We start from the raw sequence: 21184 nt of genomic DNA on the forward strand, positions 1-21184 counted from the left end.
TTGATCAATAGATCATCGATTCATCGGACTTGGGATCGACCAGAACGATCTCTCCGCGATCGGCGAGCGACTTGGCCAGGCGCACGAGCGCTGTCTGTGCCTCTTCGCATTCGCGTGCGCGAACTGGCCCCATCGCAGTCATGTCTTCACGCAGCATCTTTGCCGCACGCTCGGTCATTGCCCCCATGAACAGCTGACGCATTTCCTCTGGCGCACCCTTCAGCGCCAATGCCATTTCGCGCTTGTCGGCGTTCTTTACCACCGTGGCGATCGACGCTGGCAAGAGGTTTCCGAGATCCTCAAAGGTAAACATTAGGGCGCGTATGCGTTCAGCCGATTCCGGGCTGCACGCCTCGAGCGAGGCAAGCATCTGTTCTTCGGTCGACCGATCAAGCGCGTTGAAGACTTCGGCCATCACCTCGTGCGGGTCGCGCTTTTGCGAGCGCGCCAAATTCGTCATGAATTCGCTCTTCAGTGTCTGTTCGATCTCGGCGACGATTTCTTTCTGCACCGGCTCCATGCGTAGCATGCGCTGGATCACGTCGGTGGCGAATTCGCTTGGCAGTTCTGAAATGACCCTCGCCGCATGCTCCGGACGCAGCTTGGTAAGGATCACCGATACAGTCTGCGGATATTCGTTGCGCAGGTAGGCGGCCAGTACCGCTTCGTTGACGTTGGAAAGTTTGTCCCACATCGTGCGACCGGAGGGCCCGCGAATGTCCTCCATGATCTCCTTGACCTTGTCGTCGCCGAGAATGCCGCTGAGTAAGCGCTCCGTCGTCTCGAACGAGCCGTGCAGGGACGCCATGCTGGAGACTTCGCTGCTGAATTGAACCAGCAGGTGCTCCACCGCAACCGAGGGCAGCCGACCGAGTTGTGCGATGCCTGCGGAAAGTTCCTTGATCTCGTCGGTATTTAGTTGCTGCCAGATCGGGGCGCCGTATTCCTGACCCAGGGCAAGCATCAGCGCGGCAGCACGCTGCGGCCCTGAAAACTTTTTCAGTTCGGCTGGCTCCAAGTGATTGGCGGCCATGGTCATTTCAGTCTCCCCAGGAAAGAATTTAGCGCGTCATTCCCGCATGAAGGGTGCGCTCGTTCTATTATAGAGGCAAGATAGGCCAATTGGACGGACGCAGCGCGAAGGTGACACTAAACCTCAACAGCAGCCTAGCCGGGCTTAGTTTATTGAGCGGCACGAACAGTTTCGCGACCTTTTCGTTCGGCGGTCCCACATTTGATTCCCTGGCGGTCCGCAAAGCGAAGGCGGCGTTCACTACCGCGGAAACCACACCGCCTTGGAAGCAACCGGAACGGGGTAGTTCACTATCGTCACAGGTATCGGCCATCCGGCGCCTTTCTTCGATTGTGGATGCGGGACCGAACAACGATCGTAAGCTGCCCGACGATGTCGCAAGTGTATTCACTACTTATCGAGCTCTCGATAGGCTGCGTACACTGGCCGAAGCTGCAGTCGCCGGGCCGTCCAGTTCGCTGCGCGAAAATTTACAGGAGGTGTTCGCCAAGGGACTTCATGACCTGGAGAGCTTCGTTGCCTCATCGCCGCGAGAAAAGCTCTCATTGGCCTTCGACAAGTCCTCCAGTAGTACCCGCTCGGTTGCCATCGACAATACGAGCGCGGTTGGTACCATCGCGGGCAAAGGCGTTGCCGAAGCGCGCGATGCGCCGCTGACGGAGCTCTTGGGAACGGAGAGGTTCGCCATCACCATCCGGCGTGGTGATGCAAGCGACACAATTAGCGTCGATCTGGCTGGAGGGCCGCAACCGCCGACGCTCGATTCAGTGTCCAGTTCGATCAACGAGGCGATCGCCGCGGTACCACTTCGTGCGCCGGATGGCAGCGTCAATCTCGACGATAACGGGAATCCGGTGCCTCGCTGGCTGGTGCGCTTCGTGCCGGACAAGAACACCGGAAGTTGGGGCTTCAAGATCGAGAATCCCGGTCTCGAAAAGGTCTCGATCGACCAGGTGGATGCTCCCTACGCACTGATAGTAGTGACCGGGCAGACCGATCCCGACGCACCGGCATCGACTCAGGTGATGCGCATTTCCGACCCGGCCGGGTCCGCTCAGCGATCGACGCTGTCGCAGATTGCCGGGGTCGACCAGCTCGCCACCGAACGGGCCAAGCTGAATGCGCCGAAATATGCCCCGATCGAAGGCGTCGAAAAGCCCTCGACCGAGCGTTTCGCGAAAACCGCCGCGCAGTCGGTCGTAACCGCGGCGGATGGCTCTAGCTTTGTTGTCGGGACCACGTCTGGAGATCTCGACGCCAATAGGGTCGCCGGGTCGGAAGACCTGTTCCTGACCAAGCTCGACAGCGAAGGCGAGGTCGTTTGGCAACGCGCGCTGGGGGCTAGTGGCTCTGCCAGCGGCGCAGCGGTCGCACTTGGCCCGGATGGTCAGATCGTAGTCGCCGGCACCGTCAATGGAGCCTTCGATGGTGCCAATACGGATGGCGACATGCTCGTCGCGCGCTTCGATGCGAGTGGCGCGGAATTGTCCTCCACGGTCATCCGCGCTATAGGCAAGGACAGCGCCAGCGCGCTTGCGGTCGCCGCCGACGGATCGATCTTCGTCGGCGGGCGCGGCGCGACGGGCGGCGGCGATGCCTTCATCGCCCGGCTCGACGCGGATGGCAGTTTGCGCGAACGGCGGCGGATCGACAGCGGCGGCAGCGACACGGTCAACGCGCTCGCAATCGGAAGCAACGGCGAGTTGCTGGCACTCACTAGCGAAGGCGGTGTCGGCACGCTGCGACGGATCAACAGCGCCTCACTGGTTAATGAGCTGGGCTCGATGGAGCTTGGCCAGGTCGACGCCCGCGTGCTGGCTGTCGCGGATGACGGAACTATCGGCGTAGGCGGTTCAGCGTTGAGAGCGGTTTCCGGCAGTCAGCTCAACACCCTGCAGGGCGGACGCGACGGGTTCGTCGCCCGGATCGGTGCCGACCTCTCCAGCAGCGAAGTCAGCTATATTGGCACCGGGGCGGACGACCGGGTGGACAGCCTCGCCTTCATGGGCGGCAATCTCTACGCGGGCGGACGGACCAACGGCGGCCTCGAGGGGGCACGTCGCGGGACGAGCGACGGGTTCGTTGCGCGGCTGGATGCCGGGACCGGCGCGATCGCCACCGTCCAGCAATTCGGCCTCGCCACCCGCACGACCGAGCCTGTCCGCATTGCTGCAGCCCCCGGCGGCTCCACTGCGCTCGGCGCGCTGGGGCTGCAGCGGGGGCGGCTGGACGAAAACAATTCCACTCTGCTGACCGCGCAGACGAGCTTGCGCGTGGGTGACCAGTTTTCCATAAAGGTGAACGGCGGAGTCGCCAGGCGAATTACCATCGACGCCGACGAGACTTTGGGGACTTTGTCGCAAAAGGTCAGCCGGATCACCGGGAGCAAAGCGAGTGTCACCATGCCGTCCAGCGATGATGGTCGAGCTCTCAGTATCAGCGCCAAGTCCGGGCAAGCTATCGAGCTGATCTCGGGCGGCGAGGGGCGCGATGCGCTCAGCAAGCTTGGCCTCCCTGAGGCCAAGCTGGTCGCGCCGCCATCCTACGACCCGGACGCACCGAAGGTGGCGCCTGGTGGAAGTTATGGATTGGAACTGACTCATGCGCTCGACATTTCGACACGCGAAGGGGCCGCACTTGCGCTGGGGCGGATCAAGAGCGCAATCTCGATGTCCCAGACGGCCTATCGCTCCCTCTATTGGGATACTGGGAAAGCCGCGATCGTCAATGGCGGTGCCAGTCCTGCTGGCGGAGCCTCCCCGCGACAGCTGGCACAGATCGCCCAATATCAGGATGCGCTCGCCCGCATTAGCAGCCTAACGGTCGGCTATAATAGTGGCGTCTTTTCCTAGAGTTTTCGACCAGGGAGCTTGGTTATGAGTAACACGAGTCCAGCCCTTATGCAGGGCATCGGAGTCGCCATGCGGCATCTTTCCGATCGCCAGCAGGTGATCGCGCAAAACATCGCGAATGGCGATACCCCTGGCTACAAGGCGCGCGAAGTCGAGGCCCCCAGCTTTGCGGGTCTGGTCGATGCCAGCGGCGCGACCCGCGTTGTGCGACCGACAGTTCAGATCAGTTCCGAAATGCGCGCGCTGGGTGCACAGCAGCAAACGTTGGGCGGAATCGTGCTCGACCAAGATATCGTCGAGACGAAGCCCGACGGCAACAATGTGACGCTGGAAGAGCAGGTGCTCAAGCTCGGAGAGGTGCAATCGGAGTTCGCCGCGTTGACCAATCTCTATCGCAAGCAGATGCAGATGATGAAAATCGCCACCGGACGCGGCGGCAACGGCTAGTTCCGTTGGACGGGAAAGAAAGGGGCGATCGCAATGTGCAATCGCCCCTTTTTCTAATGGGATCTAGAATCTAACTCCGGTCAGAGCCTCGTGTTAATTGAGATGGGGCTCGTGCCTTCCCGCTGCATCATGGAGCCGGTGCCAAGGTAGCTGCGACCGGAATTGCCGGTAAGCCGCCGCGCTTCCGCTGCCACCGCATCGATGAGGTCATTCGAAAGGCTAAGTTGGCGATCGACTATAGCGACGTTCGAAATAGCCGCAACGCGCAGCGTGTCCATCGCTTCCGAAAGGGCGGCCCCTTCCTCTTCCTCCAGATCGTCCATCCACCCTGGGACCTCGCGATTAAGCCGCACAATTTCCGCCTCGAGCTGCGCCACCAAGCGGCGCTTTGCCGCAACGAGTTCCTCATGGTTGGCCATGCGACCCGGTGCGCCTAATGCGCCGGTCTCCTCGCCCATCAGCGATGCTAGCGAGCGGGCGGTGTCGAGCAAATTATCTATCATTGCGATCCTTCCTGCATTCTAATCATCTGTTCCATCACGGAGGGGGCAAGGCCCACGCCGCCACGCCGGGCGATTTCACCACCCAGCTTTTCCGCCAGTATTCCGCGGAAGATTTGCTCCGCATGGCCGCCGGAAAACTGGTCGCCCAGTTCGACGCTTTCGAGCATGAGCTTGGACATCTCGCCCAAGAAGACGGCTTCGAACTCCTTCGCGGTCTTCGCGATGTCGGCGTGTGAGGCACCTGACGGGTCGGGCGCCGTCGGCAGAGCCGACGGGACCGGCACCGGCGCCGTGAGTGCGTTCGTCATTGGAGCGTGATCTCCGCTTGCAGTGCGCCTGCGCCTTTGAGCGCATGGAGGATGGTGATGAGGTCGCGCGGGGACACGCCCAGCCGGTTGAGACCGTCGACCAGCGCGCGCAGCGAGGTGCCGTCTTCGAGCATGGCGAGCGAGGCGCCGCTGCCGTCGTCGACCGAGATCTGGGTGCGCGGCACGACGGTCGTCTCCCCTTCGGAGAACGGCGCGGGCTGCGATACGATCGGGCTCTCGGCGACGCTGATGGTGAGGCCGCCCTGAGCGATCGCGACCGGGCTGATCCGGACATCGGCCGTCATCACCACGGTGCCGGCAGCTTCGTTCACGACGATCCGGGCGACCTGGTCGACCTCGATCGGGAGATTCTCGATCTCGGGCAGAAGCTCCACCAGCGATCCGGTGAAACCCGGGCCGCCGCGCAGTTCGACGGTGGCGGGGTCGAGCATCTGCGCCGCAGCGGGGAAGCGCTTGTTGATCGCCTGCGCGACGCGCTTTGCGGTGGTGAAATCGGGGTTCTTGAGCGCCAGTTTCAGGCTGTCTGCATCGTAGAGCGCATAGGGCACCTCACGCTCCACGATCGCACCGCCCGCGATGCGCGCTGAGGTCGAGACGCCGCGGCTGATGCTCGCGCCCGCGCCCTGCGCCTTGAAGCCCGACACGGCGAGAGGGCCCTGCGCGACGGCGTAGATATCGCCGTTCAGGGCGCGCAGCGGAGAGATCAGCAGCGTGCCGCCCTGCAGGCTGGTGGCATCGCCCATCGCGGACACCTGCACGTCGATCCGCGACCCGGCGCGAGCGAAGGGGGGCAGGGTGGCGGTGACCGAGACCGCCGCGACGTTCTTCGTGCGCAGCTGCGTATCGCGCACGCTTACGCCCATGCGTTCGAGCATGGCCTGCAGCGATTCCTCGGTGAAGGGGACGTTGCGCGTGCGGTCGCCGGTGCCCGCTAGGCCGACCACGAGGCCGTACCCGACCAGCTGGTTGGAACGCACGTTCTCGACATCGACGATGTCCTTGATCCGCGATCCCGACTGGGCCTGCACGGGCCCCATCATCAGCAGGGCGAAAACAGTGACGAATAATGTCACGATGCGCATATTATCGATCCTGATTACCGCAAGGGCGTCCTTTTCTTATAGAATAGAAGGGTAGGAGAATTGCACTTCGGTAGGAGTTTATCGTGCAAATCAGCGCGCTGTTGCCTGCCCCGGCCTTGCTTGCGGGGTTCGCCCGCAAGTCCCCGACGTTCAGCGTCGGGGAAGAGCCGGACGCGCCCAGCGCGAACGTGCCGCAACAGCCTGCAGTGCAGCCGGGCCAGCCGCTGGGTTCGGTGCAGATGCTGGTGACGCTTGCCGCCTACGATCCGGATCGCGAACGGAGACGACAGATGGCCGAGCAGGGATCGGACGGTCTCGACGAGCTGGAAGCTTTACAGGTGGAACTCGTCGCCGGTGCGCCGACGCCCGAACGGCTCGAGCAACTGGCCGAGTGGGTCGCGCAGGTCGAGACGCCTGCCGATCCGGTGCTTGCCGAAATCCTCGCCGAAATCGAACTGCGAGTCCGCGTCGAGCTGGCGAAACTCGATATCGAGGTCTAGCGGCCGCCGCCCGGGAAGTGCCGGGTGCGCAGCGGCGCGATCCTCTTATCCAGCCCGCTTCGCGAGCTTCATTACGTAGGATATGATCTCTGCTACGGCGAGATAGTGCTCGGCAGGGATAGGCTGATCAAGTTTGGTGCTGGCGTGGAGGGCGCGGGCGAGGGGCGGCTTCTCGATAATTGGGATGTCGTGACCCGTGGCAATTTCACGGATTTTGAGCGCGACTGCGTCAACCCCTTTCGCCACCACGACCGGAGCCGCCATCGCGGCATGATCGTACTGCAGCGCGACAGCATAGTGTGTCGGGTTAGTGATGATGACGCTGGCCTGAGGCACTTTGGTCATCATCCTCCGCTTTGCGCGTTCCATCCCGATCGCCCGCACCTTAGCCTTGATGAGCGGATCACCCTCGGCATCCTTGTGCTCGTCCTTGATCTCTTTCAGCGACATGCGCATCTTCTTTATGAAGGCGCGGCGCTGGTAAACAAAATCGAAGAGGGCGAGCGCAGCGACCAGCATCATCGCGGCCTTGACCATCCGGAAGACCAGATCAGCCGCGACTTGGCCGACCGCGTGTGCAGGCGCGCCAACCAGCGTCTCTATCCCGCGCGCGTGCGGCCATACCACGATCAGCGCAACCCCTGTCACAAGGCCGAACTTCGCAAGTGTCTTGGCGAATTCTACCAATCCCTGCCTACCGAACATCCGTTTGATGCCAGATAGGGGGGACAGCTTGTTCCATTTAATTTTTAGGCGCGCCCACGCCAGCGTAGGCCGGCCCTGAAGAAATAAGGTAAGAAGCGCGAAGGCCAACAGCATGGCCAGCAGTGGTCCGAGCGCTATCCCAGCCTGGCCGATCAGCGTGTAAGCAAAAGTCAATCCGCCGCCGTCCACATCCAGATCGTCCGCTCCGCCCCACAGACTGACGAAGATCGCTAGCATCCGCGAGACGCTCCACGCGCCCATGCCGCCCATTACCACGACTGCAGCGAGGAACATGCTGGCGTGGCGCATCTCGGGCGCGCTCGCGACCTCGCCTTTCTTACGTGCGTCTTCGAGCTTCTTGTCCGTTGGGTCGTGCGTCTTCTCGCCCGAATCGTTGTCCGCCATCGATCAGACCCAGCCCTGCTGCAACCAGTCCGTCATCGCCATCGTGAAGCCGGTGAGCACCGCGCCCAGTGTGGCAGCGAAAAGCGCGAGGCCCAACAGGATATTGAGCGGCTGAGCAATGAAGAAGACCTGGATCGTAGGAGCAAGTCGCGCGGCGAGGCCCAGCGCAACGTTGAACACGATGCCGTAGACCACCAACGGTGCGGCGAGCGAGAAGCCGAGCTCCATTGACTTAGTTGTGGTGGCGATAGCGAGCTGCGCAAAATCGACTGCGGGCGGCAGGTTGCCGACTGGAAAAACAAGGTAACTGTTCACCATCGCGGCGATCCAAAAGTGATGGATGCCGAGTGAAAAGCACAGTACGGCAGCCGACACACTCACCAACTTGGCCATAACTGGCAATTGTCCACCGAGTGCAGCGTCCGGCATCACTGCCGACGTTAGGCCGGTCTGTAAGCTGATGATCGATCCGGCGATTGTAATCGCGAGAAACATGATCCGCACGATCGCTCCCAATGCCAATCCGACAAGCAGTTCCGCGACGACCATCCCCGCCAAACCCACGCTAACATCGGAAGCTGGCACTTGCGGGCCCAGCATGCCGAACAGCGCCAGCGAGATTCCTGCTGCGATCAGCAGGCGAATACGGCCAGGCACTGCGTCGTCGGAAAAGACGGGCAACATCATCATCACTCCGCCGAGACGAGCGAATATGACAAAAAAGGCCGAAATTTGCGCTGGCAATTCTTCCAGCACCTCAGCCTGCCACGATCCGGTCGGATACCTGCGCCATGAAATTTCCCAGCGCATCGCCGATCATCGGCAGGCACAGGAGCAGAACGAAGCCCATCACGAACAGCTTCGGCACGAAGGTGAGCGTCATTTCCTGGATCTGCGTAAGCGCTTGGAACAGGCCAATAACCACGCCAATCACTAGCGAGGTGAGCAACATCGGCCCGCATATCGTGAGGATCACGATTAATGCCGCGTGGGCGATCTGGATAGCGTCGGTCGAGTTCATCGCGTATTCCCCCTATCGGGTCGCTAGATCTGCATCCGCATGATTTCGCCATAGGCGCCGACCACGCGGTCACGCACGGCGACCACCGTATCGAGGGCCGTTTCGGCCGCACCAATCGCGGTCACCACATCGATCAGATCACCCTTGCCGGCCACCTGCCGAATACTCGCCTGCTCGGCCAGGTGCAGTTTTTCTGAGGTATCCGCGACAAGTCCCGATACTATATCGCCGAAGCTGCCTGTCTCGCCCCCCGGTGTTGCCGAGGCGGGCGATCCAACGGTCTTCGAAGCGGGGATTCCGCCAAGGCCGCTGCCATAGGCGTTAGCTGCGTCGAAAGCGCTGATAGACATTTGATATTCCCCTTACTTTAGCAGGTCGATGGTGCGCATTGTCAGGCTACGCGCCGCCTCGATGGCGTTGAGATTGGCTTCATACGAACGCTGGGCTGACTTCATGTCCGCGCTCTCGACGAGCGAATTGACGTTTGGCATTTTTACGTAGCCATCAGCATCTGCGGCCGGATTGCCGGGCTGGTGAACCCGGGCGAACTCGGACCGGTCGGTAGTGATGCCTGTAATTTCGACCCTAGTAGAGCCGTCTTCCCGGTTTAAGGCTGCCTTGAAGGTCGGCACCTTGCGCCGGTAGGGATCCCCACCAGGGGTCTCGGACACGGAACTGGCATTGGCCAGATTCTCCGCGATCACGCGCATCCGGAGCGTTTGTGCGCGAAGCCCTGAAGCGGAAATACCGATCGAACTATTATTTGACATTTTGGCCCTCATTCTGGTGCGCCCAGGCGGCGCCGTCAGAATACTGATAGGAAAATATTGCCTAGCTGGGGCGGGAGGTAGGACTTTTCTTCCTAGAATGCGGGCAAGGAGATTACTTCCATGTCCGTACTCAACGACGTTCCGGTCGAGTGCACCATTGCCCTCGGTTCGACCACACTACCGATCAAGCAGATCCTCAAGCTGTCGCGCGGCGCGACGATTCCGCTCGATTGCGATGAGGACGATCCCACGATGCTTTTCATAAACGGCCAGATGGTCGCGAAAGGGCAAATCCTCGTCGAAGGCGACAAAATGCTGCTGGAGATCACCAGCCTCGCTAAGCGGGGGCGCTAGGATGGACGCTGTGGTCCTTCTTCGCACCTTCGGCGCGCTCACCCTTCTGTTGGGCCTTCTTTCCGGAGCACTGTGGTCCGTGCGACGGTTCGATATCCGACTGCCCGGTGCCGTCACCCGCCAGCCGGAGAAGCGCTTGGAACTGGTTGAGCGGCTGGGGATCGATCAGCGCCGCTCAGCAGTGCTGATCCGGCGTGACAATCGCGAGCATCTGCTGATTATTTCCCCGGAAGGCCAGTTGGTGGTCGAAACGCTCGAGACGCCCGTGCAGGAAAAGACCACGCGGCCACTTCCTGAGTCTTTTACCGCGCTGCTCGATAGCAACCTCGCCAAGCCCAGACGCACCTTACCCATTCAAGCGAAGCGCGACTTCAAGCGAAAGAATTGACATGATCTTCTGCCGCTTTCTGCGCGCCGCAACCGGCGCAACCGTACTGTTGATCTCTGGACCTGCGCTGGCGCAATCTGCCTCGATCGACTTGGGCAGCGGAGGCTCAATGTCGGGCAGTGTGATCCAGCTTGTCCTGATGCTGACGGTGCTGAGCCTTGCACCCGGCATTCTGATGACGGTTACGTCCTTCACTCGTATCGTCGTGGCCCTGTCCCTGCTGCGCACGGGTATCGGCGCGCCAGGAGTGCCGCCCAATCCGGTGATCATCAGCCTGGCGCTGTTCCTGTCGTTCTTCGTCATGGCGCCCACTTTTGAAACGGCTTGGCAGGATGGCGTGACGCCCTATACGCAAGGCGAGATTGGCGAGGAAGAAGCCTTCGAGCGCACTTCGGCACCTTTCCGGGCCTTCATGCTTAGCCAGGTTAACGAGAATGATCTGGAGCTTTTCGTCGAACTCTCTGGTAAGCCCGCGCCGAACCGGGAAGAACTGGCGATGTCGACTTTGGTACCTGCCTTCATGATATCCGAGTTGCGTCGGGGTTTCGAAATCGGCTTTTTATTACTGCTGCCCTTCCTCATCATCGACCTGGCGGTTTCCGCCGTGCTGATGGCCATGGGCATGATGATGCTGCCGCCGCCTACAATCTCGCTACCGATGAAGATCGTGTTCTTCGTTCTCGTAGATGGCTGGGCGTTGGTTGCAGGCTCGCTCGTCAAAAGCTTCGGGGGCGGTTGAATGAAAGACTATTGGATGCTCGACCCTCGGGGGTAGTATCAAAGTTTAGGAAAGCTGTTGTCGCGATCGACCCTACAGCCGCAAGCTTAATTTCCCCAATGCGCGCTTCCCCAGAGTCGACCATCGACCTTTCATCGTGCGATTGCCTATATTAGAAAGTGCTGACTCTGCGTCGCCGTTCTTGCGCCGACGGTGTGTCATCGCTGTTGCTAAAGGTTTCCGTAGCTCAACATTCCTCGCGAAGGAGAGGCCCGCAGCCCCCTGACCGATCCGTTGGGCTGACCAAAGCCGGGACCAATGTGATTATTTCGCCGATGGTGTCAGGCAGGTGTTGCACTGGCGATAGCCACAGCGGTGACGGTCCCTTTGTCGAAGGCAACTTCAGCTGCCTCGAGAACGAGCTGGCGGAATATTTCAAGCGTGGGCAAGGTGCCGTCAGGCCCGCTGGCCATCGGCTCACGATAGGTCCGCATGTTGATCTCGTGGAGGAGCAGGGGGAGATGGGAGGCGACTGTTTCCGCTTGCTCCTCGGGCACCTGCAAGGCGATATCGAACGAAACGTATCCGGCCAGACGCTGTCCATCAGGCAGCACCAGCGGTGCGATGACATTGTTTACTTCGACGAGGGTAGTTGGTTGCTCTTGCTCATCGACACCGCTTTCAAAATCAGCCTCTACGGGGCCTAGTAGGGTGGCGGTTGCGTAGGACGCACCGACGCCAACCCCCAAGCCGCCTGCCAGAAGCGCGATTGGCAGGATCATCTTCTTGATACCGGGCATTGGTCTTCCTCTGTATGACCTGGAGTTCGTTAAAATTCGAAACTCGTGTCGGGCGGCAGCGCCGATCCTTCGGCCTTGATGATAATCGCGATCCGCCGATTTTCGGCGCGCATAGGTTGGTCGGGATAGACGGGCCGCGTGCTCGCCATCGCCGCAATCTGCGTGAAGCGGTCGGCGGTGAGACCCGCGCCCTGCATGATCCGGCGCGCGGCTTGCGCGCGTTCGCTCGACAGGTTCCAGTTCGCCTCCGCCAGACCGCCGCCAGCGTCAGTATGCCCTTCGATCGAAACGTTGGCTCCGGTCCCGGCCACCAACCGCGCGATGCGCGACAAGAGGCTCGCGGCGTAGGCGTTGGGTTCGCCCGAACCGTCCTTGAACATGGGGCGCTTGGCGGTGTCCATCAGGCTGATGGTCAGCGTATCGGCGTTCTCCAACATCTTAACATTATCAGCATCGCGGGGATCGGGGGTGCTGTCGATGGCAAGCCGTAGTTCCTGCGCGAGTACGCGCAGCGAAGCATCAGGCACGTTTGCGCTTCCCCCGCGCGCCGCTCCGGCCGTCGCGGCTTCCATGGCCGGAGTGCCCGAGGGCTGTTGCTGGCTCGATTGCGCGGCGCGGCTACTGCTTGCGCCCGCTTGCCCGCTGGTCGCAGACCCGCCATAGCCCGGTCCGAGTGAGCCCGGATCTGCTGGCGAGAAATACTCAGCCAAGCCCTTAAGCATTTCCTTGTCCGGATTGGCCGTAAGCCACAACAGCATGAAGAATGCCATCATTGCAGTGACAAAGTCCGCGTAGGCGACCTTCCAGGCGCCACCATGGTGCCCACCACCACTGATCTTCTTCACCCTCCGGATGACGATGGGCGGATCGGATGCGCTTGACGCCATGGTCAGTTAGGCCGTGTCGCCGCACGCAGTCGGTTCTGCAGCGCTTCAAGCGATACAGCATCGATCGCCTGGTGCGAGTGCACGCCCGAAGCCAGCCTGTCGAGCAGCCGAGCACTCTCGCCGGTCCGCTGGATCACTAGATCGAAAGCCTGCAGACGGTGAATATGCTTTAGCGCAACCTCCTCGTCGGAGACCAGCACCGCTGCGAGTTCTTCTACCAGAAGTCCAACCTGGCGAATTTCTTCAGCGATTGCCCGGCAGAGTTCGGCAGTATGATTTTCGACAGAGTTCATGATCGATCCTGATGAAGCAAAAGTATGTTCGGGCCGGGCAACTCAGAAAAGCTCGACGTCGTTTGTGGCGATACGTTGCGGACGCTGCTCGAGCGGGACGTCGTTAACCTTGTTGGAGCGCACCTTGCCGGCAAAGGGTAGGAATTCGACCTTGCGGGCGCTTGTGCCGCCAAGGTCGCAATGCCTGATCTGCAGCCCTTCGGTCTCCATGAAGCGGCGGGCGAAGGCAGCATTGCTGCTGCCAATCGCGCCAAGCCCGGCAATGATGTTGGCGCCGCCGTATAGATGGCCGCAAAGCCGTTCCCGCACTGCGCCCGCCTGCATCATCGCGTTGATGAGCAGTTCCATCGCATGCACGCCGTAGCGCTGCATTTCCTCGGGCTGAAGGTTGTGCCCAGCGCTAGGTTCACCGAGCAGAAAGTGGTTCATGCCGCCGATGCGGGCCACGGAATCGTGGAGGCATACGGCCACACACGATCCGAGCACGGTTGTCAGCATGACTTCCGGTTCGCCTAGCACGCGATGTTCGCCCTGGATGATCGAGATGCGTTTCATGGGCTCAGGTCAAGGCCCCGAAGACGCGTTCTATCTTCTCTTTGAGAGCCGCAGGCGTGAACGGTTTCACCACGTAATTGTTGACGCCCATCTCTGCGGCCTTCTGGACGATTTCCTTTTCCGCCGACGCGGTCAGCATGATAAAGACTGTCTTTCCGATGACAGAATCCTTGCGCACTTCCTGCAGGAACTGCAGCCCGTCCATTTCGGGCATATTGTAGTCGGAAATGATAAGGTGGACGCGATTTGAACGCACATCGTCGAGCGCCTCGGTCGCGCTCGCCTTGTCGCGTACGTCGCGAAAGCCCAGATCCTGAAGCGTGCGGCGGATCATCGCGCGCATGCTGGTCTGGTCGTCGACCACCATTACTTTGATTGCGGCCGCTGCCGGCATAACCGATCCCCTTACTTGCTGCGGCAGGCGCCGATGATCGCCATCGGCATCGCAGACAGACTGATTTCTCTTTCCACCGCGCCTACCGCGGCGGCCGCACGCGGCATGCCGTAGATGACACAGGACTGCACATCCTGGCCGAAGGTCCGGGCACCCGCTTCGCGCATTGCCAAAAGGCCCGCCGCGCCGTCTTCGCCCATGCCCGTCAGGATTACACCCAAGCCCTTGGGGCCGAGCGGTGCCACCGAACGAAAGAGCATGTCTACCGATGGGCGGTGGCCGGTTTCCCGGTCGCCATCGATGAGGCGGACGGTCCGGCCGGAGAGCACCATGTGGTGCTCGCCCCCAGGAGCAATATAGACGGTTCCACGTTCGATCGGCGCACGATCATACGCTTCAACAACTTTCATTGCGCACGCGCCGTCTAGCCGCTGCGCAAGGCTGGCGGTGAACGCCGGGGGCATATGCTGTACGACCAGTATCGGGGGCGCATCTTCGGGCAGCGAAGGCAGGATCGCGAATAGCGCATCAACCCCGCCGGTGGAGGAGCCGATCGCAATCACGCGATCGCCAAAAAACCCATTTCCTGTTTCAAGGGCTGGCGCGGGAGCTGTAGGTCTCCGTGAATGTCGGACTTGCGAGCGCGCCGCAGCTTTGACTTTCTCGCATAGATCTGCAGCAGCGTGCGCCATGTCTCCGCCCGATCCGTTCGGCTTGGCCACAAAGTCGACCGCGCCGAGACGCAGGGCTTCAATGGTCACTTCGGCAGCATGGGTCGTTAGCGAGGAGCACATGACGACGGGTGTTGGTCGCAGCCGCATGATCTTCTCCAGGAACGAGAGGCCGTCCATTCCCGGCATCTCCACGTCGAGAGTGACCACGTCGGGATCGAGTTCCCGCATCATTTTCCGCGCCGTATGTGGCTCCGGGGCGGCACCCACCACCTCGATGCCAGGATCGGCATCGAGCGCGGCGCTCAACATAGCGCGCATTGCAGCGCTGTCGTCCACCACCAAGGTACGAACGGGGGAGGTCATCGGAGACTCCCTTCCTTGCGATAGATCGTCTGGCCGCAACCGGTCAGTACGTCTGCACCAGGACCAATCAAGCGTTCAGAATGGCCGATGTAGAGGTATCCACCGGGCCGCAGGAGCCGCGCAAACCTGGCGATTAGATCGGAGGTCGCAGCGTCGTCGAAATAGATCATGACGTTGCGGCAGAAGATAACGTCGTATTGTTGGCGCATCGGCCACTCGCCAAACAGGTTGAGCACACGCGCGGTAACAAGACGCCGCGCCTCGTCGACGACCGCATAGTCCTCGCCCTCTTTACGCAGCCACTGGCTCCGATACTCTTCCGGAATTGGCTTGACCGTGGCTTCCGTATAGATCGCGCGCGCTGCGGTGGCGACTACACGTGCGGAGAGGTCGGTTGCGAGGACTTTAACGTTGGCCTCCAACGCCCAGCGCGCTTCGGATCGCGACTTCCCGAGCATGCACATCACCAGCGAGTAGACTTCTTCGCCGCTCGAGCTTCCCGCCGACCAGAGCCTGACTGCTTCCCCCGCGCGGGCGCGGCCCTGAAGTTCGCTCAGGACGACTTCCCTGAAGTGGTCGAAGTGATGCGCCTCGCGGAAGAAGTGCGTGTGGTTTGTGGTCAACGCCTCGACCATCGTTGAACGCTCTTCGGCATCGTTCTCGACCAAGGCCAGGTAGTCTCGAAAGCTGGCCAATCCACGCTCGCGCAATCGGCGGCTCAAGCGCGAAAAGACGAGCGTTGCCTTGGTGGGCGGAAGCGCAATGCGCGCTTCGCGATCCACGATAGCGGCGACCCGCGCGAAGTCGCGCTGTTCAAGCCGCGCTTCCTCGGGAGCGGATACGGGAGGCTGTCCGATAGGGGAGAGCGCGAGCGTCATCAGGCGGCCAAGTCCAAATGACGGGTGGGGCTGAGCTTCTCGAGTTCGAGTAGCGAGACCATGATCAGGTCCTTCTGTTCCGAGCTTTCCTTGCTCCGCTGACCGATTTCGACCAGACCGCGGATTACGCTGGTTTCGGTCACTTCGACCTCGGGGGCCGGCTGGATGGCGCTGTCCGCGACCGACACGATGTCAGCCACCTCATCGACCAAGAAGCCGGCATGCTTGCCATCGATATTGACCACCAGAATGCATGAGCGCGCGTGCAGTACGCTCGGCTCCCAGCCGAGGCGCTCGGCAAGGCCGACCACGGGTACGACATGGCCGCGAAGGTTCGTGACGCCCTTGATATAGGAAGGGACGCTGGGGAGTGGGGTTGGGTCTTCCCACTCGCGAATCTCGATCAGTGCTGCCATGTCGATTCCGAAAGTTTGCTTGCCAAGCAGGAAGGTAACGATCTTGTGCTCGGCGTCGTCGATGTGGTCCGCGTCGCCTACTGTGATGGGGGCATCGGTCATCGGCGTACGCTCGGCGGTTTCGTTGGTAGTCATGCTGCCATTCCTTTCAGAACGAATTTGTTGGGAGAGTTGGATGAGGCCACAAGCGCCTCGATATCGAGGATCAACGCGATTGAGCCGTCGCCGAGGATGGTGGCTCCGCCGAGACCGCGGATCGGATAGAGGTTCTGGTCGAGGCTCTTGATAACCACCTCGCGACGGTCCTCGATCGTATCCACCATGAGGCCTACATTGCCCGCGTCGGTTTCGACGATGATGACAACACTGTCCTCGTCATCGCGATCGGCGGGCGGTAACTGGAACAGCTCCGAAAGGCGCTTCACTGGCACGTAGGTTCCGCGCATGTCGATCACTTCCGAACTGTTGGCGACCGGACGCATCTGGCCCGGCTCGGGCTGGACGGTCTCGACAACGTTCGAGAGCGGCAGGACGTAGCGCTGGCCGGAAAGGCGGACCACCATGCCGTCGAGGATCGCCAGTGTTAGGGGAAGGATCATCGTGAAGGTGGTACCTTTGCCGGGCACCGAACTGATCTCTATCCGTCCACCGAGCGCTTCGACGTTACTGCGCACCACATCCATACCCACACCGCGCCCGGAGATAGACGAGATCTGCTCGGCCGTAGAGAAGCCGGGAGCGCAGATGAGATTGTCGATCTCTTCATCGCTCAAGGTTGCATCGGCGGCGACAATGCCCTTCTCAACCGCCTTGGCGAGCACGCGTTCGCGATCTATCCCGCGCCCGTCATCGGCCACGCGCAGGAAGATGCGCGCCCCCTTCTGCTCCGCGGACAATTTAAGGTTGCCTTGGGCGGGTTTGCCTTTCGCCACGCGCTCTTCCGCGCCTTCGATCCCGTGATCGACGGCATTGCGGATCATATGGGTCAGCGGTTCGCCGATCTTCTCGATTACGCTTTTGTCCACCTCGGTCGTCTCGCCCGACATGTCGAGTACGACGTTCTTATTGGTCGCCGAGCATAGCTCGCGGAGCATCCGCGGCACGCGCGAGAACGCCTGGCGAATTGGCTGCGCACGCAAAGACATGACGTTGTCCTGAATCTCACGCGTCAGCCGTGCGAGTTCGGGCAGTTCGACACGCTGCTGGTCGGCCGAAGAGAGGCGGTCCGACAGGATCGAATTGCGGATCACCAATTCGCCCACGAGGTTGAGCAGCATGTCGAGCTTGGAAACCTCGACACGGATATTCTGCGGTGCCTCAATCACTTTGGCCTCGGAAATCGCCGGACCAGACGCAGCTTTCGTCTCGGTTGCTGGGGCAGAATCCTTTGCCGGTTGAGCTACCGAAGCGGGAGCAGTTTTTGCAGTGTCCTGTTGTTCGACTGCTTCGAGTTCCGGCTGTCGGTCTGTTTCGACCTGCACAGCAGGTGGCGAGGTTTCCTGCGCGATCTCAATTGTTGAATCGGGGGCGACGAATTCAAACGCCTCTTCTATCTCCGATCGCTCTACCGTGTCCGGCATTCGGATTGACCAGCTGAAATAGGCACCTTCCGGATCAAGGTCACGCAAGGGCGGGAGCATCGCGGTGTCGACATCAGTGACTTCGCCGCCTAGCCGCTCAAGTTCGCGCAGGACCAGCAGGGGTTCACCGCCATTAGCCATTGCATCGCGCGAAGGCGCAAACAAGACTGACCAGTTACCCGGGCTCTGCTCGCTGTCTTCGGGCAAGGCTAGGGGATCGCCGTCGAGGTCTTCAATATCCACTACCACCGGCATGAAGCCGAACTCGTCGGCTTCACTGGCAGCCTCGTTTGCTGCAGCGACAGCTGGGGGTGGGGGGGCTGAACCCGTGGCGTCAGCGTCGTTCCCGGCTAAGACTGCCTCGAGATCTGCGAGCATGGCGGCATCATCCGGCAGACCGGAATGGCCCTGTGCCGCCTGCACGTGATCTGACAGCACGTCGAAGGCCAGCAGCATTGTGCGGCAGACATCAACTGTCGGTTCGATCCGGTCCGCGCGCACTTCGTCGAGAACATTCTCGAAGATGTGGGAGAAGCTCTGTAGCGCTTCATGCCCGAAGGCGCCGGCGCCGCCCTTGATCGAGTGGACCGCACGGAACACGCCTGCAATCACGTCGGCTGAGGTGTCGCCGTCGGCCATAGCGCTGAGGCCTTCCTCGGCGGTCGCCAGACCTTCGTTGCATTCTTCGAAGAAGATCGCCTGGATATCGTCGAGATCGTCGCTCACGGGCATACCCGGCGAATTGCCGCTCCCAGTTTGTCGGGATCGAATGGCTTTGTGATCCAGCCAGTCGCGCCAGCGCTACGTGCCCTTGACTTTTTCTCGTCAGAGAATTCGGTCGATAGGACGAGAATGGGTGTCCCGCGGAACTCCGATTTGCTTCGCACCGCTTCGATAAGTTCGAAACCGTCCATCTTGGGCATGTTGATGTCGGTGATGAGCAAGTCCGGGGATAGCTCGGACATGCGCTCCAAACCGTGCTCGCCATCATCGGCGGTCTCGATATGAAACCCTTGCTTGGTCAGCGAGGCCTTAAGCAGCATGCGCATACTCGCGGAATCGTCGACGGTCAGAATGCGTTTGGTCACGCGGCAACTCCTTCAGGGGGTAGGCCGATCTGTTCGGTAAGTCGGCAACGTTCGATGCGGTCGCGGAAGGCCGCGCTCGGATTGACGAACGACAGAGGTCGGTTGGCAGTACGCGCCTCCGCTTGGACGGCGACCAGCAACTGCAAAACGGCCTGACCGATGTTTTCCACCTCGCTTGCGTCGATCTCGGTCGGGTTCTGTCCGTCGAGGAGCAGGACCAATTGGATGCGAAGCTCCTCCGCTGAAGCGGTGGTGCCGTTGGCGGGAAGCTTGAGCGGCCCCGGCGTTTTTTCGGTGCCGGCTTGTGGCGGCGTATCGTCTTCAGGCGGGTTGGGCGTTGAGTTCATTGCTCGCCTCCTCAAGTGCGGTCTCGAGTTGTTGGAAGGAGGGCGCGTAACTCGAGGGGGTCATGCGCCTGGCGATTTCGATTGCGACCTGCGTGGGCAGGCCCTGTGCGTGGCCGATGATTGCGGTCTTTGCGATATTGAATGGCTTGGAATCGGCCTCAATCGTTTCATGAAGCTTTGCCGCGAGCGGGCCGACCAGGCAGTATGAGAGAAGGACGCCGAGAAAGGTCCCTACCAGTGCGCCGCCGATCATTGCGCCGAGCACTTCGGTTGGTTGATCAATCGAGCCCATCGTCTTGATGACACCCAGCACCGCTGCGACGATGCCGATGGCAGGCAGGCCATCAGCCATTACCTGGAGAGCGTGCTGCGGCTCCAACTCTTCGTGGTGATGCCGCTCGATGTCGTTTTCCATCGCTTCGGTCATCTGGTTCGGGTCTTCGAAATTGACCGTCATCATCCGCAGGTAGTCACAGATGAACTCCACTAGATGATGATCGGCGAGAATACGCGGATAGCGGTTGAAGAGAGTGCTCTCCTCGGGATCGTCGAGATGTGGTTCGACTGCTGTTGCGCCGCCTTTCCGGAAGGTGGTCAGCAAGCTGAACAGCATCGTCAGGAGATCGCGATAGTCGTTTTCCTTCCACCGGGGCCCTTTGAAAGAGCGCACGATGCCCTTGCCCGCCTTCTTGACCACGGGCATCGAATTGGCGACGAGGAACGCCCCGATGGCTGCGCCACCGATAGCCATCATCTCATGCGGGAGCGCATGAGAAATGATGTCCATTTTGCCGCCGGCCATGATAAAACTGCCGAACACGCAAACCAGGATAATGATAAGGCCGATGCCATTAACCATGGTGGGCTTCGTCGCTTTCGTGAATGTGGAAACTGAATTGAATTATAGTTCGGTCGCAACCGACGTGGGGATCGGCGGGGCTGTTTATTGTGCGGCCTCTCCCGGGCGTCGGCCGGATCGCTCGATCATTGCAAGATAGTCTCGCAGTTCCTGTTCGCTCATCGGCGCGACTGCAGCATTTTCATGAAACGCGGCGAGGTCATACGCGAGCTTGGCTGACCAGTCGGCGTCCACATCGAATAGGGCGCAGAACCCTCCAAGAGTGGGCAGGAAAATATGAACGAGCGCAGTGCCTTCATCCCAAAGCTCCTCGGTGAAATCCTCGATTGCCGTAAGCACCCCGTTGCGCAGACCACCCTTGAAGGCCGCGCGCTCACTCGTTTTGCCGCTCATCACACAGCTTTCGGAGCAGTGCCGCCATGCGGGTGGAACCTGAGAGCTGCCGATGTAATAGTCCCGGCGGATAATCGCGCTTTCAAGCTTCGGACAAAGCACCAGAAACGGTGTCGCGTGCATCGCGCACATCGCCCGGATGCCATGCAGCAAGCGATAGGCGTGATAGTAGTTGGTGACTGGTGGCAGGATCCAGGCGCAGCTGCCGGAAGTTCCAGGAAATGTGGACACGCAGCAAGTGCAATCGAGTTTTTCGAACTTGCCACCAGTTTGTGTGAACTGGGAAAGGAAATCCTGGCTCAGCGGATCGAGGTCCCCGATAGCGTATACCCGTTCAACCCCGGCTGTCTTGAGCGTCTCACTAAAGGCAAGGCGCACCCTGGCGAGGGGGTGGCTGGGTAAATCCATCGAAAAGTCCTCTATTCACACGAATGCTGAGTGCTCATCGATTATAGGAGGTTGGCAGGCACTGGTGGGGGCAAAGGCCCTTTAAAATGCCTCCTTAAAGCACAGGGAATGAGCGGACCGTCTAGAATAGAATGACACCGCC

General features: G+C 60.7%; 28 protein-coding genes. 6 read left to right on the top strand and 22 right to left on the bottom strand.

All coding sequences use genetic code 11. The features are described from left to right. Nucleotides 1–4: 4 nt before the first annotated feature. Nucleotides 5–1039, bottom strand: a complete 1035-nt coding sequence (fliG, locus tag ACYQ0G_RS11345) for a flagellar motor switch protein FliG (protein ID WP_460102631.1) — start codon at nucleotides 1037–1039, stop codon at nucleotides 5–7. Nucleotides 1040–1143: 104 nt separating this feature from the next. On the opposite strand from fliG, the gene ACYQ0G_RS11350 reads away from it, so the two are divergent. Both ACYQ0G_RS11350 and ACYQ0G_RS11355 read left to right on the top strand, forming a co-directional pair. Beyond that, nucleotides 1144–3885 (top strand): NHL repeat-containing protein, encoded by a 2742-nt coding sequence (locus ACYQ0G_RS11350; RefSeq protein ID WP_488199686.1) that lies wholly within the window; start codon nucleotides 1144–1146, stop codon nucleotides 3883–3885. A 24-nt stretch (nucleotides 3886–3909) separates the two neighbouring features. Then, entirely contained in the window at nucleotides 3910–4332 is a 423-nt protein-coding gene (locus ACYQ0G_RS11355) for a flagellar basal body protein (protein ID WP_460102635.1), read from the top strand. 80 nt (nucleotides 4333–4412) lie between these two features. Here ACYQ0G_RS11355 and ACYQ0G_RS11360 read toward each other — a convergent pair whose 3' ends face one another. Genes ACYQ0G_RS11360 through ACYQ0G_RS11370 form a run of 3 tightly spaced genes read right to left on the bottom strand, consistent with a single transcriptional unit; the run spans nucleotide 4413 to nucleotide 6204 of the window. Beyond that, complete coding sequence (locus ACYQ0G_RS11360; protein WP_460102637.1) at nucleotides 4413–4835, bottom strand: flagellar protein FlgN; 423 nt, start codon at nucleotides 4833–4835, stop codon at nucleotides 4413–4415. Further along, nucleotides 4832–5143, bottom strand: coding sequence for a rod-binding protein (locus ACYQ0G_RS11365; RefSeq protein WP_460102639.1), 312 nt, complete (start codon nucleotides 5141–5143; stop codon nucleotides 4832–4834). The genes ACYQ0G_RS11360 and ACYQ0G_RS11365 overlap by 4 nt, the downstream gene beginning before the upstream one ends. Continuing rightward, on the bottom strand, nucleotides 5140–6204 hold the full coding sequence (locus ACYQ0G_RS11370; protein WP_460102858.1) for a flagellar basal body P-ring protein FlgI: 1065 nt from the start codon (nucleotides 6202–6204) through the stop codon (nucleotides 5140–5142). Before ACYQ0G_RS11370 ends, ACYQ0G_RS11365 begins: the two co-directional genes overlap by 4 nt. Before the next feature lie 125 nt (nucleotides 6205–6329). Between ACYQ0G_RS11370 and ACYQ0G_RS11375 the strand changes: the two genes are divergently transcribed. Continuing rightward, entirely contained in the window at nucleotides 6330–6746 is a 417-nt protein-coding gene (locus ACYQ0G_RS11375; RefSeq protein WP_460102641.1) for a flagellar assembly protein FliX, read from the top strand. Nucleotides 6747–6791: 45 nt separating this feature from the next. On the opposite strand, the gene flhB is transcribed toward ACYQ0G_RS11375, so the two are convergent. Genes flhB through flgC form a run of 5 tightly spaced genes read right to left on the bottom strand, consistent with a single transcriptional unit; the run spans nucleotide 6792 to nucleotide 9647 of the window. Continuing rightward, the gene (gene flhB, locus ACYQ0G_RS11380; RefSeq protein ID WP_460102642.1) at nucleotides 6792–7856 is read right to left on the bottom strand and encodes a flagellar biosynthesis protein FlhB; all 1065 of its coding nucleotides are present in this window, start codon (nucleotides 7854–7856) and stop codon (nucleotides 6792–6794) included. A gap of 3 nt (nucleotides 7857–7859) precedes the next feature. Continuing rightward, a complete protein-coding gene (fliR, locus tag ACYQ0G_RS11385) occupies nucleotides 7860–8666 on the bottom strand; it encodes a flagellar biosynthetic protein FliR (RefSeq protein WP_460102644.1) in 807 nt (268 codons plus the stop codon). Further along, nucleotides 8614–8877: a flagellar biosynthetic protein FliQ gene (locus ACYQ0G_RS11390; RefSeq protein WP_460102646.1), complete on the bottom strand. Its 264-nt coding sequence runs from the start codon at nucleotides 8875–8877 to the stop codon at nucleotides 8614–8616. Before ACYQ0G_RS11390 ends, fliR begins: the two co-directional genes overlap by 53 nt. A gap of 23 nt (nucleotides 8878–8900) precedes the next feature. Beyond that, nucleotides 8901–9227 carry a flagellar hook-basal body complex protein FliE gene (fliE, locus tag ACYQ0G_RS11395; RefSeq protein ID WP_460102648.1) on the bottom strand — a complete coding sequence of 109 codons (327 nt, stop codon included), beginning with the start codon at nucleotides 9225–9227 and terminating at the stop codon, nucleotides 8901–8903. 12 nt (nucleotides 9228–9239) lie between these two features. Then, entirely contained in the window at nucleotides 9240–9647 is a 408-nt protein-coding gene (gene flgC / locus ACYQ0G_RS11400) for a flagellar basal body rod protein FlgC (RefSeq protein ID WP_460102649.1), read from the bottom strand. A 120-nt stretch (nucleotides 9648–9767) separates the two neighbouring features. Here flgC and ACYQ0G_RS11405 point away from each other — a divergent pair, with 120 nt between their 5' ends. The 3 genes from ACYQ0G_RS11405 to fliP are packed head-to-tail and all read left to right on the top strand — an operon-like array spanning nucleotide 9768 to nucleotide 11128. After that, nucleotides 9768–10001: a FliM/FliN family flagellar motor switch protein gene (locus ACYQ0G_RS11405; protein WP_460102651.1), complete on the top strand. Its 234-nt coding sequence runs from the start codon at nucleotides 9768–9770 to the stop codon at nucleotides 9999–10001. A 10-nt stretch (nucleotides 10002–10011) separates the two neighbouring features. Then, the gene (locus tag ACYQ0G_RS11410) at nucleotides 10012–10389 is read left to right on the top strand and encodes a flagellar biosynthetic protein FliO (RefSeq protein WP_460102653.1); all 378 of its coding nucleotides are present in this window, start codon (nucleotides 10012–10014) and stop codon (nucleotides 10387–10389) included. A gap of 1 nt (nucleotide 10390) precedes the next feature. Further along, entirely contained in the window at nucleotides 10391–11128 is a 738-nt protein-coding gene (gene fliP, locus ACYQ0G_RS11415; RefSeq protein ID WP_460102655.1) for a flagellar type III secretion system pore protein FliP, read from the top strand. 320 nt (nucleotides 11129–11448) lie between these two features. On the opposite strand, the gene ACYQ0G_RS11420 is transcribed toward fliP, so the two are convergent. The 13 genes from ACYQ0G_RS11420 to ACYQ0G_RS11480 form a co-directional block, all read right to left on the bottom strand. Beyond that, nucleotides 11449–11907 carry a hypothetical protein gene (locus tag ACYQ0G_RS11420; protein WP_460102657.1) on the bottom strand — a complete coding sequence of 153 codons (459 nt, stop codon included), beginning with the start codon at nucleotides 11905–11907 and terminating at the stop codon, nucleotides 11449–11451. A gap of 29 nt (nucleotides 11908–11936) precedes the next feature. After that, nucleotides 11937–12794, bottom strand: a complete 858-nt coding sequence (locus ACYQ0G_RS11425) for a flagellar motor protein MotB (RefSeq protein ID WP_460102659.1) — start codon at nucleotides 12792–12794, stop codon at nucleotides 11937–11939. 2 nt (nucleotides 12795–12796) lie between these two features. Beyond that, the gene (locus tag ACYQ0G_RS11430; RefSeq protein WP_460102661.1) at nucleotides 12797–13087 is read right to left on the bottom strand and encodes a hypothetical protein; all 291 of its coding nucleotides are present in this window, start codon (nucleotides 13085–13087) and stop codon (nucleotides 12797–12799) included. A gap of 42 nt (nucleotides 13088–13129) precedes the next feature. Further along, nucleotides 13130–13642, bottom strand: coding sequence for a chemotaxis protein CheD (locus ACYQ0G_RS11435; RefSeq protein WP_460102662.1), 513 nt, complete (start codon nucleotides 13640–13642; stop codon nucleotides 13130–13132). A 4-nt stretch (nucleotides 13643–13646) separates the two neighbouring features. Continuing rightward, nucleotides 13647–14036 (bottom strand): response regulator, encoded by a 390-nt coding sequence (locus ACYQ0G_RS11440; protein ID WP_460102664.1) that lies wholly within the window; start codon nucleotides 14034–14036, stop codon nucleotides 13647–13649. 11 nt (nucleotides 14037–14047) lie between these two features. Next, a complete protein-coding gene (locus ACYQ0G_RS11445) occupies nucleotides 14048–15073 on the bottom strand; it encodes a protein-glutamate methylesterase/protein-glutamine glutaminase (protein WP_460102665.1) in 1026 nt (341 codons plus the stop codon). Further along, nucleotides 15070–15951: a CheR family methyltransferase gene (locus ACYQ0G_RS11450; RefSeq protein ID WP_460102667.1), complete on the bottom strand. Its 882-nt coding sequence runs from the start codon at nucleotides 15949–15951 to the stop codon at nucleotides 15070–15072. Before ACYQ0G_RS11450 ends, ACYQ0G_RS11445 begins: the two co-directional genes overlap by 4 nt. Continuing rightward, nucleotides 15951–16469, bottom strand: coding sequence for a chemotaxis protein CheW (locus tag ACYQ0G_RS11455; RefSeq protein ID WP_460102860.1), 519 nt, complete (start codon nucleotides 16467–16469; stop codon nucleotides 15951–15953). Before ACYQ0G_RS11455 ends, ACYQ0G_RS11450 begins: the two co-directional genes overlap by 1 nt. A gap of 29 nt (nucleotides 16470–16498) precedes the next feature. Next, entirely contained in the window at nucleotides 16499–18679 is a 2181-nt protein-coding gene (locus ACYQ0G_RS11460; RefSeq protein WP_460102669.1) for a chemotaxis protein CheA, read from the bottom strand. Then, the gene (locus ACYQ0G_RS11465) at nucleotides 18670–19035 is read right to left on the bottom strand and encodes a response regulator (protein WP_460102671.1); all 366 of its coding nucleotides are present in this window, start codon (nucleotides 19033–19035) and stop codon (nucleotides 18670–18672) included. The genes ACYQ0G_RS11460 and ACYQ0G_RS11465 overlap by 10 nt, the downstream gene beginning before the upstream one ends. Continuing rightward, entirely contained in the window at nucleotides 19032–19382 is a 351-nt protein-coding gene (locus ACYQ0G_RS11470; protein ID WP_460102673.1) for an STAS domain-containing protein, read from the bottom strand. Before ACYQ0G_RS11470 ends, ACYQ0G_RS11465 begins: the two co-directional genes overlap by 4 nt. Beyond that, entirely contained in the window at nucleotides 19357–20241 is an 885-nt protein-coding gene (gene motA / locus ACYQ0G_RS11475) for a flagellar motor stator protein MotA (protein WP_460102675.1), read from the bottom strand. Before motA ends, ACYQ0G_RS11470 begins: the two co-directional genes overlap by 26 nt. 84 nt (nucleotides 20242–20325) lie before the next feature. Then, nucleotides 20326–21042 (bottom strand): hypothetical protein, encoded by a 717-nt coding sequence (locus ACYQ0G_RS11480; RefSeq protein ID WP_460102677.1) that lies wholly within the window; start codon nucleotides 21040–21042, stop codon nucleotides 20326–20328. Nucleotides 21043–21184 lie beyond the last annotated feature (142 nt).

This window comes from Qipengyuania triglochinis (genome assembly GCF_054655615.1).